Source organism: Kitasatospora albolonga, assembly GCA_002082585.1.
Taxonomy (GTDB): Bacteria; Actinomycetota; Actinomycetes; order Streptomycetales; family Streptomycetaceae; genus Streptomyces; species Streptomyces stephensoniae.
The window spans coordinates 4,660,968-4,673,893 of record CP020563.1 but is presented as its reverse complement, the minus strand read 5'-3'; the positions used below and the strand labels follow the sequence as shown (position 1 = coordinate 4,673,893).

Annotated in this window: 12 protein-coding genes; 7 read left to right on the top strand and 5 right to left on the bottom strand. The window is 73.0% G+C overall.

Going from position 1 to position 12,926, the window contains the following annotated elements; all coding sequences use genetic code 11:
- Positions 1-165 precede the first annotated feature (165 nt).
- From B7C62_20545 to B7C62_20535, 3 genes are read left to right on the top strand one after another with little or no spacing between them, the layout of a single operon-like run.
- A complete protein-coding gene (locus B7C62_20545) occupies positions 166-1,176 on the top strand; it encodes a multidrug ABC transporter ATP-binding protein (GenBank protein ARF74355.1) in 1,011 nt (336 codons plus the stop codon).
- Positions 1,173-1,937, top strand: coding sequence for a hypothetical protein (locus B7C62_20540; protein ARF74354.1), 765 nt, complete (start codon positions 1,173-1,175; stop codon positions 1,935-1,937). Before B7C62_20545 ends, B7C62_20540 begins: the two co-directional genes overlap by 4 nt.
- On the top strand, positions 1,877-2,590 hold the full coding sequence (locus B7C62_20535) for a DNA-binding response regulator (protein ID ARF74353.1): 714 nt from the start codon (positions 1,877-1,879) through the stop codon (positions 2,588-2,590). The genes B7C62_20540 and B7C62_20535 overlap by 61 nt, the downstream gene beginning before the upstream one ends.
- A gap of 68 nt (positions 2,591-2,658) precedes the next feature.
- Here B7C62_20535 and B7C62_20530 read toward each other — a convergent pair whose 3' ends face one another.
- Complete coding sequence (locus B7C62_20530) at positions 2,659-3,876, bottom strand: hypothetical protein (GenBank protein ID ARF74352.1); 1,218 nt, start codon at positions 3,874-3,876, stop codon at positions 2,659-2,661.
- A 166-nt stretch (positions 3,877-4,042) separates the two neighbouring features.
- On the opposite strand from B7C62_20530, the gene B7C62_20525 reads away from it, so the two are divergent.
- The 3 genes from B7C62_20525 to B7C62_20515 are packed head-to-tail and all read left to right on the top strand — an operon-like array spanning position 4,043 to position 5,488.
- A complete protein-coding gene (locus tag B7C62_20525) occupies positions 4,043-4,756 on the top strand; it encodes an NUDIX hydrolase (GenBank protein ARF74351.1) in 714 nt (237 codons plus the stop codon).
- A gap of 58 nt (positions 4,757-4,814) precedes the next feature.
- Entirely contained in the window at positions 4,815-5,057 is a 243-nt protein-coding gene (locus B7C62_20520) for a CopG family transcriptional regulator (GenBank protein ID ARF74350.1), read from the top strand.
- Positions 5,054-5,488, top strand: a complete 435-nt coding sequence (locus B7C62_20515; GenBank protein ARF74349.1) for a VapC toxin family PIN domain ribonuclease — start codon at positions 5,054-5,056, stop codon at positions 5,486-5,488. Before B7C62_20520 ends, B7C62_20515 begins: the two co-directional genes overlap by 4 nt.
- Positions 5,489-5,500: 12 nt before the next feature.
- Here the strand turns inward: B7C62_20515 and B7C62_20510 are convergent, their stop codons facing one another.
- A complete protein-coding gene (locus B7C62_20510) occupies positions 5,501-6,505 on the bottom strand; it encodes an EamA family transporter (protein ID ARF74348.1) in 1,005 nt (334 codons plus the stop codon).
- A gap of 298 nt (positions 6,506-6,803) precedes the next feature.
- Here B7C62_20510 and B7C62_20505 point away from each other — a divergent pair, with 298 nt between their 5' ends.
- On the top strand, positions 6,804-7,640 hold the full coding sequence (locus B7C62_20505) for a LysR family transcriptional regulator (protein ID ARF77292.1): 837 nt from the start codon (positions 6,804-6,806) through the stop codon (positions 7,638-7,640).
- Between the two features lie 24 nt (positions 7,641-7,664).
- Here B7C62_20505 and B7C62_20500 read toward each other — a convergent pair whose 3' ends face one another.
- Genes B7C62_20500 through B7C62_20490 form a run of 3 tightly spaced genes read right to left on the bottom strand, consistent with a single transcriptional unit; the run spans position 7,665 to position 12,926 of the window.
- Positions 7,665-8,846 (bottom strand): hypothetical protein, encoded by a 1,182-nt coding sequence (locus tag B7C62_20500; protein ID ARF74347.1) that lies wholly within the window; start codon positions 8,844-8,846, stop codon positions 7,665-7,667.
- Entirely contained in the window at positions 8,843-9,919 is a 1,077-nt protein-coding gene (locus B7C62_20495) for a hypothetical protein (protein ARF74346.1), read from the bottom strand. Before B7C62_20495 ends, B7C62_20500 begins: the two co-directional genes overlap by 4 nt.
- Before the next feature lie 46 nt (positions 9,920-9,965).
- The gene (locus tag B7C62_20490; protein ID ARF74345.1) at positions 9,966-12,926 is read right to left on the bottom strand and encodes an FAD-binding oxidoreductase; all 2,961 of its coding nucleotides are present in this window, start codon (positions 12,924-12,926) and stop codon (positions 9,966-9,968) included.

The following is a 12,926-nucleotide window of genomic DNA, read 5'->3' as shown; positions in this document are numbered from 1 at the left end:
CTATAAGCAGACACCAGGGGGTGCGATATGGCACGGGTCACACGGCTAAGCGGAACGCGTTATGCCGTTTGCGGTGGAAACGCAAAATCCTTCCATGAGGTTTGTCATCCAAAGCCATGACAGGACTCACTACCGGCGAGGTGTACCGACGGCAAGAATGTCGCCATGCCAGAACCATTTCTCGACCATGTGATCTGCGCCACGGATGTGTGGCGACGCTACGGGCCCGCCGGTGAACGCGGTTTCGACGCGGTCAGGGGCGTGGGCTTCACCGTGGGACGGGGCGAGACCTTCGGACTGCTCGGCACCAACGGCGCGGGCAAGACCTCGACCCTGGAGCTCCTGGAGGGCCTCGCGGCCCCCGCCCGGGGCACCATCCGGCTGTTCGGGGAGCACGACCCCGTCCGCGACCGGGCCCGTATCCGGCCGCGTACCGGCGTCATGCTCCAGGAGGGCGGCTTCGCCTCCGATCTCACCGTGGCGGAGACGGTCCGGATGTGGTCCCGCTGCGTCTCCACACCGAGGCCGACGGCGGAGGCCCTCGGGATGACCGGTCTCGGCGGCAGGAGCGGGGTGCTGGTCAAGAATCTCTCCGGAGGCGAGAAGCGCCGCCTCGACCTGACGCTGGCTCTGCTCGGCCGGCCCGAGCTGCTCTTCCTGGACGAACCGACGACGGGCATGGACCCCGAGGGGCGGCACGAGACCTGGGACATCATCAAGGGGCTGCAGGAACAGGGGACCACCGTCGTCCTGACCACCCACTACCTGGAAGAGGCCGAGGTCCTCGCCGACCGGGTGGCGATCATGCACCGGGGGCGGATCGCCGCGTCCGGTCCGGTCTCCGAGATCACCGGCACCCGACCGGCCACGATCGCCTTCCGGATGCCTCCGGACACCACGCTCGCCGACCTCGGCACCCTCCCCGAACTCGGCGCCACCGGCGCGGAGACCGAGCCCGGCGGACCGGTCCGGCTGACCACCGACGATCTCCAGCACACGGCGACCGAGGCGCTGCTGCGGGCCCGCGAGAAGGGCATCACGCTGACCGGGCTGGAGGCCCGCTCGGCCTCCCTCGAAGAAGTCTTCCTCCATATCGCCGGACGCCACGACGAGACACCCGGCCGGACCCTCCCCGGCGACACCGCCCACGACACGGAAGAGAGCAGCCTCGTATGAACGCGACCACCGCCCACCTGGCCGCGCTCGGGCGCGCCGAGTTCACCCTCTTCTTCCGCAGCAAGTCCAATCTCGTCAACGTGCTGCTCATCCCGGTGATGGTCACCGTGGGCATGAAGGTCGTCATCGACCGCTTCGACCTGCCCGCCGCCGGGCTCACCATGGGCCCCGTCATCATCTCGACCGCCGCGGGCGTCATCCTCACCATGGCCCTGTACGCACCGCTGGTCGGGATCTACGTGGCCCGCCGCGAGGAGCTCCTGCTGAAGCGGCTGCGTACGGGCGAGGTCTCCGATTTCACGATCCTCGCCGGGTCCGCCGTACCGACCGCGGCGGCCGTACCCGTGCAGTTCGGCCTCATCACCGTCGCCGTCTCCCTCATCGCCGGTATGGGCCTGCCCCCCAACCCCCTCCTCCCCCTCGTCGGGATGGCGCTCGGCACCACCCTCATGGTCATGCTCGCCGCCGCCACGACGGCGATGGCCCGCACCGTGGAGAGCGCCCAGGTCGCCCTGCTGCCCGGCATGTTCCTGCTGCCGCTCACCTCCGGCACCTACATCCCGCTGGAGGTCCTGCCCGACGTCGTCCACGACATCTTCCGGTTCCTCCCGCTGACCCCCGTCATCGATCTCGTCCGGGCCGGGTGGACGGAGGGAATGTCGTGGGGGCGGATTGTGCTCGACATCGCCGTTCTCGCAGGATGGACGGCACTCGCCGCGTACACCGTGCGCAGGCGGTTCCGCTGGGAACCCCGGACGTGACCAGCGGTACCGACGTGAGCAGCAGTACCGATACGAGGAGATCCTCAGTGATCCGTGTGGTCCTTGCCGATGACGAGCACCTCCTGCGCAGCGCCGTGTCCGCTCTGCTCGATCTGGAGCCGGACATCGAGGTCGTCGCCGAGGCGTCGAACGGTTCGGAAGCGGTCGCGGCCGCCTGCGAACACCGCGCGGACGTCGCGGTCCTGGATCTGCAGATGCCGGACCAGGACGGCATCGCCTCCGCCGAGGCCATCATCCGTCAGCTGCCGGACTGCCGGGTCCTCATCGTCACCGGGCACGGCCTGCCCGGCTACCTCAAGCGGGCGCTCAAGGCCGGGGTCCACGGTTTCGCGCCCAAGTCCATCTCCGCGCAGGACATGAGCGCCATCATCCGCTCCCTGCACGCGGGCAGCCGCTACATCGACGCGGAGCTGGCCGCCGACGCGATCAGCGCCGGAGAGTCGCCGCTGACGAACCGGGAAGCGGACCTGCTCTCGCTGGCCGCCGACGGCGTCACGGTCAACGAGATCGCGGAGCGCGCGGCCCTCACCCCGGGGACCGCGCGCAACTACCTGTCCTCCGCGGCGACCAAGCTGGGGGCGAAGAACCGCTACCGGGCCGTGCACATCGCGCAGAAGAACGGCTGGATCTGATCCGGCCGTTCACTCCGCCAGAGGCGGACGGCCGACGTACCGCCGGCCGTCCGCCTCCGCCCGCTGCGTCACCGCCCGGCCAGCGGTACGTCGGCCACCAGGCGGAAGGTGCCGTCCGGGCCGGGGCCTGCGTCCAGCGTCCCGGCCTGCAGAGCGAGCCGCTCCCGCAGCCCGGCGAGACCGGTCCCGGAGCGGAAACGTGAGCCCGGGACGTCCGCCCCGGCGGGCCGCACGCCGTCGTTCACCATGGTCAGGGTGGCACGGCCGCCGTCGTCCGCCACGGACAGCGTGATGTCGCACCGCGTGGCCTCGGCGTGCCGCAGCACATTGGTCGCCCCTTCCCGGACGACCCACCCCAGGGCGACCTGCACCTCTCTCGGCAGGGGGCCCGAACCCTCCTTGACGTACGCGCAGTCGACCCCGGCCGACTTCAGCACACCGCACGCCCCGTCGAGTTCGCCGGGCAGATCGGCCTGCCGGTATCCGCGGACCACCTCGCGCACCTCGTGCTGCGACTCCCGGGCGATCTGCTGCACCTCGTCCATCTGCCGCAGCGCGGGGTCGACGGAGCCGCGGCGGCCCAGCCTGCCTGCCAGTTCGCTCTTCATGGCGATCACGGACAGGTTGCGGCCCAGCACATCGTGCAGATCACGGGCGAACCGCAGCCGCTCCTCGGTCACCGCCAGCCGCGCCTGCGTGGCACGGGCCTCGTCCAGCTTCCATACGGCGGTGAGCATCCAGGTCGAGAACCGGCAGGTGAAGGCCGTACCGATGCATCCGGCCAGCACCACACCCGCGCAGACGACACCTTCCAGTACCGACCACGACGCCAGCATGACGACCGCTCCCGTCAGGAGCGACACCACCCCGATCAGCAGCAGCATCCGCCGTCCGGACCGGGACTGCATCGTGAGGGGCATGATGCCGAAACACGGCACGATCGCGAGCAGGACGAGCGTGGCCTGCGACGGCACCAGCCCGCCCGAGCCGCGCATCACCGCGAGAACCACCACCACGCCGACGGTGACGGCGTTCACGAACGCCAGCAGGCGGCGCGGGTACGCCCTGCGCTCCAGCACCCAGTCGAGAACCCGCGCGCAGGCCACGCCCATCGTCAGGGCGTGCAGGACGATGAGCGCGCTCAGGGCCGCCACCGGCCCGTGGGGCGCGGCCTCCAGCAGCGCCTCGACTCCGAGCAGCACCTCGCTCAGTACCAGCGCGCCGAACATCCACCGCGTGTACAACTCGATCCTGGCCGGGCTGCTCCGCCGGTCCCACCAGGCCATCAGCGGCCTTTCGGGGACCTCGCCGGGTGCCGGTTCGGAAGGGAATCCAGGGGCCTGCTTCTCGGACAACACGTCAGGTTCTCTGCCATTTTGTGGGGGCCTGGATTCTATCGGAGGCCCTGCCGCACCCGGCCGCCGGGCGCCCCGCCGCTGTTAGTCTCCGCCGATGACTGCCGAACCACACCTGGTGACCCCGCACTTCGACGGTGAACGGCTCGTCCTGGAGCAGCGCCACGACACCGACGCCGTCCGCTACGCCTTCCCCGGCACGGCGACACCCCCGGGCCCGCCGCACGCGCTCTCCCTGGACGAGGCCCTGCACGCCCGCATATGGCCGGTCGGCACGGCGGAGACCGTCCTGCGGGCCTGGGCGGAGGGCGCCGGGCCCGTGGAGACGGTCGAACTGGACGATCCGGCCGCCGTTCCGCCCGTACGGGTCCGGGCCGGGGCGATCGTGATACGGGACGGGCGCATGCTGGTGATCCGCTTCCAGGAGCCGGACGAGGACGGCCCGTACTTCGAGATCCCGGGCGGCGGGGTGGAGCCGGGCGAGACGCCCGAGGAGGCCGCCGTACGGGAGCTCCGCGAGGAGACCGGTCTGCACGGGCGCGTCGGGCGCGAGGTCGCGCGGGTCTGGAGGGGGAAGCGGCACGAGCACTACTTCCTCATGGCGGCCGAGGGCCCGCTCGGCCCCGCCGAGACCCTGGACACCTACGGCGGCACCCCCGTCTGGGTCCCCGTGACGGAGCTGCCCGCCACCCCGCTCTGGCCGCGCAGGCTGTCCTGGCGCATCGAGCACTGGCACCGGACGGGGTGGCCCGCGCACCCGGCCGAACTGGCCGACTCCATCACCGATCTGTGGGCACCCTGTACGTGGTGAGCGGCAAGGGCATGGTTACCACCCTGCCCTACGTAGGGCAGGGTGGTAATCTGGCCGCATGATAAAGACGACCGTGTACCTTCCGGAGGATCTGGAAGTACGGCTGGACGCCGAGGCGGCCGCGACCGGCGTCAGCAAGGCCGAGCTCATCCGGCGCGGCATCGCCCTGCTCCTGGAACACGCGGAGAAGCCGAAGCGCAGCCATGAGCTCCCGGTCTTCGACAGCGGGCGGTCCCGCACGCCGGACGAGATGGACGACTCGGTGTACAAGCACATCAAGGAACGGGCCGCACGCCGTTGATCATCGTCGCCGACACCTCGGCCCTCTACGCCGCCTTCGACGCCGCTCAGCCCGAGCACTCTGCGGCAGCCCGCATCCTGGAGCACGAAAGGCTGGCCGTCTCACCGCTGGTCGTCACCGAGCTGGATCACCTCATCCACCGCGACCTGGGGTTCCCGGCGGCGATGCAGGTGATGGAGGCGCTGAACTCCCGTATGGGCGACGGGCAGTACCGGCTCGCCGAGCTCAGGCTCGCGGATCTGCGTACCGCCCACGAGGTACGGCAGAAGTACGAGGGCCTGCGGCTGGACCTGGCCGACGCCGTCGGGGTGGTCCTGGCCGACCGTTACCGGACCGACCGCATCTTCACCCTGGACCAGCGCGACTTCCGGGCCATGGCCCCGCTCACCCCGGGGCTGGACGCCTTCCGGATTCTGCCCGCGGACAGCTGAGCGCCGCGCCCCTCACCCTTCCTTCTTCTTCCGCTTCCGCGGCCCCGTCTGGCTGCGGACCGCCCCCATGCTCGCCCCGATGACCAGCGCGATGGCGAGGGCGTCCGTCGTGGACAGGGCCTGGCTCAGGATCAGGAAGCCCGCCATGGCCGCGATGGCCGGTTCCAGGCTCATCATGACCGCGAACGTGGAGGCGGGCAGGCGGCGCAGGGCCATGAGTTCCAGGGTGTACGGGAGCACCGAGCTCAGGACCGCCACCGCCGCGCCGAGCGCCAGGGTGGAGGGGACGGTGAGCTTGGCGCCGGACTCCCAGATGCCCAGCGGCAGCGAGAGGACCGCCGCGACCACCATCGCCAGGGCCAGCCCGTCCGCCTGCGGGAAGCGGCGGCCGGTGCGGGCGCTGAACACGATGTACGCCGCCCACATCGCCCCCGCCCCCAGCGCGTACGCCACCCCCACCGGGTCCAGGCGGTCGGCGCCCCCGCCGCCCAGCAGGACCACGCCGACCAGGGCGAGCCCCGCCCACAGGACGTTGATCAGGCGGCGCGAGGCGAAGACGGAGAGCGCCAGCGGGCCGAGCACCTCCAGGGTGACGGCGATACCGAGCGGGATACGGTCCAGCGCCTGGTAGAAGAGCGTGTTCATGCCGCCCATAGCGACGCCGAAGGCGACCACCGTGCCCCAGTCGGCGCGCGAGTGGCCGCGCAGCTTCGGCCGGCAGACCACCAGCAGGATCAGCGCGGCCGCCGCCAGCCGGAGCGTGACGACGCCCAGCGCCCCCGCCCTCGGCATCAGCAGCGCCGCGACGGCCGACCCGAACTGGACGGACAGCCCACCCGCGACCACCAGCACGACCGGCACCAGCTGCGCCCCACGCCCGACCCCCTTCCGCCCGGAGGCGGCATCGGGGTCGGTTCCGTGCCCCGGCCCGTGGTCGGCGGCGTCCAGGGCGGGTGCCGCCTCGGGTACGGCGACGGTTGCGGCGGCCGACTCTGCGGCACTGCGCTGGACGTTCACGGGCGGCCTTCCGGGGGTACGAAACGATGTGCCGCGCCGACAGGGGCGCAGGCTCCACGGTAAGCACCCGCGCGCGTCCCGTGAAATGACTTCTGGGCTCCCGTTATGCTCCGGACGCATGAACCACCGGGGAGAGCCAGGAAACGCAGAGGGCCCAGGGGGTGCGGGAGGGCCCGGGGGCCCGGAACGGACCGGAGGCCCCGCCCGCGCCGGAGGCCCCGCCCGCGCCGGAGGCCCCGCCCGCGCCGGACGCTCCGAAGGCCGCACACCCTCCGCCCGCCCCGTCGAGCTCCGTCATCTGCGGGCCTTCCTCGCCGTCGCCGAGGAAGCCAACGTCACCCGGGCCGCCGCGCGGCTCGGGCTCAGTCAGCCCGCCGTCTCCCGTACCCTCGCCGCCCTGGAGCGCCACCTGGGCATCCGGCTCGTCGACCGGTCCACCCACCATCTCGCCCTGACCCCCGAGGGCGCTGCCTTCCGGGACAAGGCCGCCACCGCGGTCGCCGCCTTCGACGAGGCGCTCGACACCGGGCGGCTGCGCCACTGGCCCCTGCGGCTCGGGCACGCCTGGTCGGCCTTCGGCCCGTACACCACACCGCTCCTGCGGACCTGGCAGGAGCGCCACCCGGACACCCCGCTGGAGCTGCTCCGGATCGACGACCGCACCGCCGGGCTCACCCGGGGCGAGGTCGACGCGGCGCTGCTGCGCGGGCCGGTCCGGGCGCCGGGGCTCGTCACCGAGGTGCTGTTCACCGAGGCGCGGGTGGCCGCGGTGACCGCGGACGGGCCGCTGGCCTCCCGTACGTCGCTCCGCCTCGCCGACCTCGCGGGTGGCCCCGTCGTCCTGAACCCCGTCTCCGGCAGCACCACCCCCGAGCTCTGGCCGCCGCACGCCCGGCCCGCCGCCACACTCACCGTCGCCAACACCGACGACTGGCTCACCGCCATCGCCGCCGGGCGCGGCAGCGGTGTCTCGGCCGCCTCCACCGTCGCCATGCACCCGCACCCGGGGGTCGTCTATCTGCCGCTCGACGACGCCCCGGGCATCCCGGTCCTCCTCGCCCGCCGCGACGGACCGGGCCACCCCGCCCTGCCGGAACTGGCCGCGCTGGCCCGGGAGATCGTCGCGCGGGGGTGAGGCCGGGGCTCCGGGCCCGTACGGCTACTCCAGGACCTTCGGCAGCTCCAGCCGGATCGGGCCGCAGCCGATCCGTTCGGCCTCGGCCTCCACGTACTTCGGCAGCAGCGCCCGGATCAGGTTGGCCCCCTTCCCCGCCACGCTGCTGACCGCCTCCCTCCGCTCGATCACGAACGCCACTTCGCCGGTCTGGCACTGCGCCAGGTACACCCCGCGCGTCACATTGATCGACCCGAACCCCTCGGGTCCGCCTGCTGTACGGTCCAGCCGCGTACCGCCGTAATCCGCCTCGTCGGCGAAGATCTGGGCCAGCGTGGGGTCGACGACCGTGGTCAGCCGCAGGTAGCCCGGCGGGTAGCGGCCACCGGCCTCGCAGGTCCGCGCGGCGCCGCCGTCCGGGCCCACGCGCACCCGCCCCAGCGAGTCGCTGTAGGCGGCGGGCGCGCTGAGCCCCTCGACCCCGCAGAAGGCGCCCGGCTCCGCCTTCTGCCAGCCGACGAGGTCGGCGAGCTTGTCCGGAGCCGGGGCGGGGTACGTGCCGGAGCAGCCCAGCTCCCGCAGGACGCCGTTGGTCACCGCCACCACCGCTTCGGCGAGGGCGGCCCGGTCCTTGCGGTCGCGCTCCGGAACGGCGCCGCTGAGGGCCAGGTCGCCCCAGGCGAGGTCCACCACGGCCGGGGCCGACAGGATGCCCGCCCTCCCGGTGCAGCTCTCCGGCAGCGCCAGCCAGGCCCGGACCGGCGAGACCATGCCGGGCAGCCCCGAACCGAGGGGAACCATGTCCGCGCCCAGGAACTCGGCGGGCCACACGTCCTGCCTGCCGTAACCGGCCGGCCTGCGGACCTGCACGGTGAGCTGTTTCGCCGCCCGTGCCTTCTCCTCGTCCTTGTAACCGGTGATGCGGCACTGCCCGAACACAGCGGTCCTGCTGTTCGGGTCGTTGCCCAGCCGCTGGGTCTCCGCGACGGTCTCGCGGTCGCCGAACACCCGCTCGGTCAAGGCATCGTCGAACGTGTCCCAGCAGGGAGCCGGTGCGGCGATGAACGGGAGCGTATCCGTGCGCCAGGCGACCGTTCCGGCTCCGAGCAGTACGCCGACGAGCCCGGCCGCCGTGACCGCCCGGGCCGTCCGGCTGCGGACCAGCCGCTTCAGCAACGGGGGGCGTGGTCCCGCTTCCCCCGTCGTCGTGGCCGTGGTGTCCGTCATGCCGCTCCCCCGTTCCCCTTCGCGGGCTCGCACCCGACGCGCTTGCCCACGGCCTCGGTGAAGCGCTCGAACACCCGCCGGTCCTTCTTCCCGCCGCCGTCACCGAGTTCCGGCCCGACGCGGGCGTAGAACACCATGTCCCGGTCACCGCAGGTGGTGCGTACGAAACCCTGCCCGGCGCCCTCGGGAAGTCCGGCGAAGACCGCGACCGTACGAGGCGATCCGGCCATCACGAACTGGGCCGCCGGTTCGTCGGGGCTGCCGCGCTCCCGCCGGATCACCGAACAGGTCTGGAGCCGGTCCCCGACCACCCCCACCCGCTGCTCGTACCGCACGTCCTCGTCCAGGGTGAACGTCACCCCGGGGATGCGGCAGACGGGGTTCTCGGCGGCCCGGCCGTCCTCCGCCAGCCGGGCCATCGGCGCGCTGGTCCGCAGCGGCTTCTCCGGTGCGCAGCCCGCCTTCCGCATCCCCACGTCGGCCGCGTCCAGCAGCATCGTGGAGATGTCCGGCAGGGAGGCGATCGTCAGCGGCGTCGCGTGACCGCCGGTGGAGCCGCCGCCCCGGCTCTCGCCCCACAGCGTGACCGCCGACGGACGGCCGGCCGCATCGCACGCCTCGGGCAGGATCAGCATCGCCCGGTCGTCCGCCACGAGCCCGTCGAGTCCTTCGGGCAGCGGCGAGGCCGAACCGCTGAAGTAGCGGTCGATCCAGTCGCGTCGCTGGTCCGGAGCCTCGGGGACGGGTCCGTAGCTGAGCGTCAGCCGGTCCTGGAAGCCGGCCGACTCGGTGGCGGAACCGGCGGACACCACCGAGAGAGTGCAGGTCGCCGTCCTCCCGCCGGAGCCGGGGACGCCCGATTCGGCGGAGGTCCGTTCGGAGCCGGGGTCACGGAGCATGTAGTCACCGAGGAAGCGCGGCCCGCTGTCCTGCTCCCAAGCACCCCAGCAGTAGCGGTCCTTGGAGGACAGGCTGTCCGTCGCCCAGAGCCCGACGCCGGATATGAGCACCGCCCCCGCCAGCACCGAGCCGAGGACCACCCGCCTCCGCCGCCGCTTGCCACCGTCTTCCATGATGTTCCCCCTTGCGAACCACGACGATCCTGCAAACGCCTCGATGCTAGGGCCTCCCGTTTGGATCATGCCGGGCTCCCCCGTCACCGCCCGTGCGCCCCGGCTCCTCCTCCGTCGACAGGCCCTCCGCGATCACCTCCGCCAGGTGCCGGGCGCGGCGCCCGGCCAGCCGGTCCAGTTGCGTACGGCAGGAGAACCCGTCCGCGAGGAGTTCGGCCCCTGGCTCCGACTCCCTTACGGACGGGAGCAGTTGCTCCTCCGCACACGCAACGGACACCTCCCAGTGGCCCTTCTCGAAGCCGAAGTTCCCGGCCAGACCACAGCACCCGCCGCTGAGTTCACCGGTCAGCCCCATCCGCTCCCGCAGCCGCCGTTCCGCCGCGTCCCCGAGGACCGCGTGCTGGTGGCAGTGGGTCTGGCCGACGACCGGGCGGTCCAGGCGGGGCGGGGTCCAGGCGGGGGCGTACTCCTCCAGGTACTGCGCCAAGGTCCTTACTCTTCGCGCCAGTTCGGCGGCTCGTGGGTCGTCGGGGAGGAGTTCGGGAAGGTCGGTACGGAGGGTGGCGGCGCAGCTCGGTTCGAGGACGACCACTGGGTGGCCGGGGAGCGGGGCGAGCCGGTCGAGGGTGCGGCGCATCACCCGGCGGGCGGCGTCGAGCTGCCCGGTGGAGACGTAGGTGAGGCCGCAGCACACGCCGCGTGGATGCGGCAGCACCGTACGGCCCGTGGCCTCCTCCAGCACCCGGACCGCCGCCCGGCCCACCTGCGGGGACAGGTACTCGGTGAACGTGTCCGCCCAGAGGTGCACCACCTGGTCGGAGGCGAACACTTCCGCCCCCTCGCCCTGCCGGGCGAGCAGCCACCTGCCGTACGTCTCCGTCGCCAGGACCGGGATCGTCCGCTCGGGCGCGATCCCCGCCAGCCGCTTCGCGAGCGCGGCCAACGGGCGTACGCGGGCCAGGGAGTTGAGGGGGCGGGCGAAGGGGCGGGCCAGGCGGAGCCACTGCGGGAGGCGGCCCATCGCGTAGTGGGCGGCGGGGCGGAGGCGGCCCCGGTAGTGGTGGTGCAGGAACTCCGCCTTGTACGTGGCCATGTCGACACCCACCGGGCAGTCGCTGCGGCACCCCTTGCAGGAGAGGCAGAGGTCGAGCGCGTCCCGTACCTCCGTACTCCGCCAGCCGTCCGTGATCACCTCCCCGGCCAGCATCTCGTGCAGCAACCGGGCCCTCCCCCGTGTGGAGTGCGCCTCCTCGCCCGTCGCCCGGAAGGAGGGGCACATCACGCCCGGTCCACTCGCCTGTTCCGTACGGCACTTGGCGACGCCCACGCACCGCCGCACCGCGCCCGCGAAGTCGCCGCCGTCCTGCGGGTAGCCGAACTCCACGTCCACCGGGCGCTTCGGGAGCACCTCGAAGCGGAGGTTGGCGTCCAGCGGGGCCGGGCGGGCGAGGATGCCGGGGTTCAGGCCGCCGTCCGGGTCCCACAGGTCCTTGAACCGGCCGAAGAGAGCGACGAGTTCGTCCCCGTACATCCGGGGCAGCAGCTCCGCGCGCGCCTGTCCGTCGCCGTGCTCGCCGCTGAGGGAGCCGCCGTGCGCGACGACGAGATCGGCCAGCTCTTCGGAGAAGCGCCGGAACCCTGACACACCTGCCGGGGTCAGCAGGTCGAAGTCGATGCGTACGTGAATGCAGCCGTCCCCGAAGTGGCCGTACGGCGTTCCGCGCAGGCCGTGCTGAGCGAGCAGGGCGCGGAAGTCGCGGAGGTAGGGGCCGAGCCGGGCGGGCGGCACCGCGCAGTCCTCCCAGCCGGGCCACGCCTCACTGCCGTCGGGCATCCGGGTCGCGGTCCCGGCGGCGTCCTCACGGATGCGCCACAGGGCCCGCTGCCCGGCCGGATCGGTGACGACCGCCCCGTCCACCGCGTCGGCCGCCCGCAGGACGTGCTCGGCGTGGGCGCGGGCCTCGGCCGGGGTCGCACCGCCCGTCTCGACGAAGAGCCAGGCGGCCCCGCGCGGCAGCCCGGCCGGTTCGCGTACGAGGTCGGCGGCCATGCCCTCGACGGTGAGCGGGCGGTACGGGAGGAGGCCGGGGGCGGCCTCGGCGGCGGCCGCCTCGTCGGCGTACCCGAGAACGGCCAGGGCGCGGGCGCGCGGGGCCTCGACCAGGCGCACGGTCGCCTCGGTGACCACGGCGAGGGTGCCTTCGCTGCCGCAGAACGCCCGTACGGGGTCGGGGCCGCCGGGGTGCTCGGGGAGCAGGGCGTCGAGCGCGTAGCCGGAGATGCGGCGCGGGAGGCCGGGGTAGCCGGTGCGGAGGAGGGCGAGGTGGGCGTCGATCAGTTCGCGTACGCCGTGGGGGCCATGGGGGTTGTGGGGTCCGTGGGGGCCGTGGGGTGATGTTCCGCGTACGCCGTCGGGGCCGCGCTCCCTTCCCGCGTGCCGGGGCACCTGTTCCAGGCGCAGCGCCTCACCCCCGTACCGCACCACCTCCAGCGCCCGCACGTTGTCCGCCGTCGTGCCCCAGGCCACCGAGTGCGCGCCGCAGGAGTTGTTGCCGATCATGCCGCCGAGGGTGCAGCGGCTGTGCGTGGACGGGTCGGGGCCGAAGGTCAGGCCGTGCGGGGCGGCGGCGGCCCGCAGGTCGTCCAGGACCACGCCGGGCTGGACGGTGGCGGTGCGGGCGGCCGGGTCCACGGCGAGGATCGCGTTCAGGTGGCGGGTGAGGTCGAGGACGAGGCCGGTGCCGGTGACCTGGCCCGCGATGGAGGTACCGCCGCCGCGCGGAACGACGGGGACCCCGTACTCCTGGCAGACCGTCAGCGCGGCCGCGATGTCGTCGGCGTCGCGCGGGGCGAGGACCCCGAGCGGGACGCGGCGGTAGTTGGAGGCGTCCATCGTCGTCAGGGCCCGGGCGGCGGCCCCGAAGTCGCTCTCACCGCGCACGGCGGAGCGGAGGGCCGCGACGAAAGCGGGGGACGGTCCGGTATGCGGGCGATGCTGTTCGGCCAT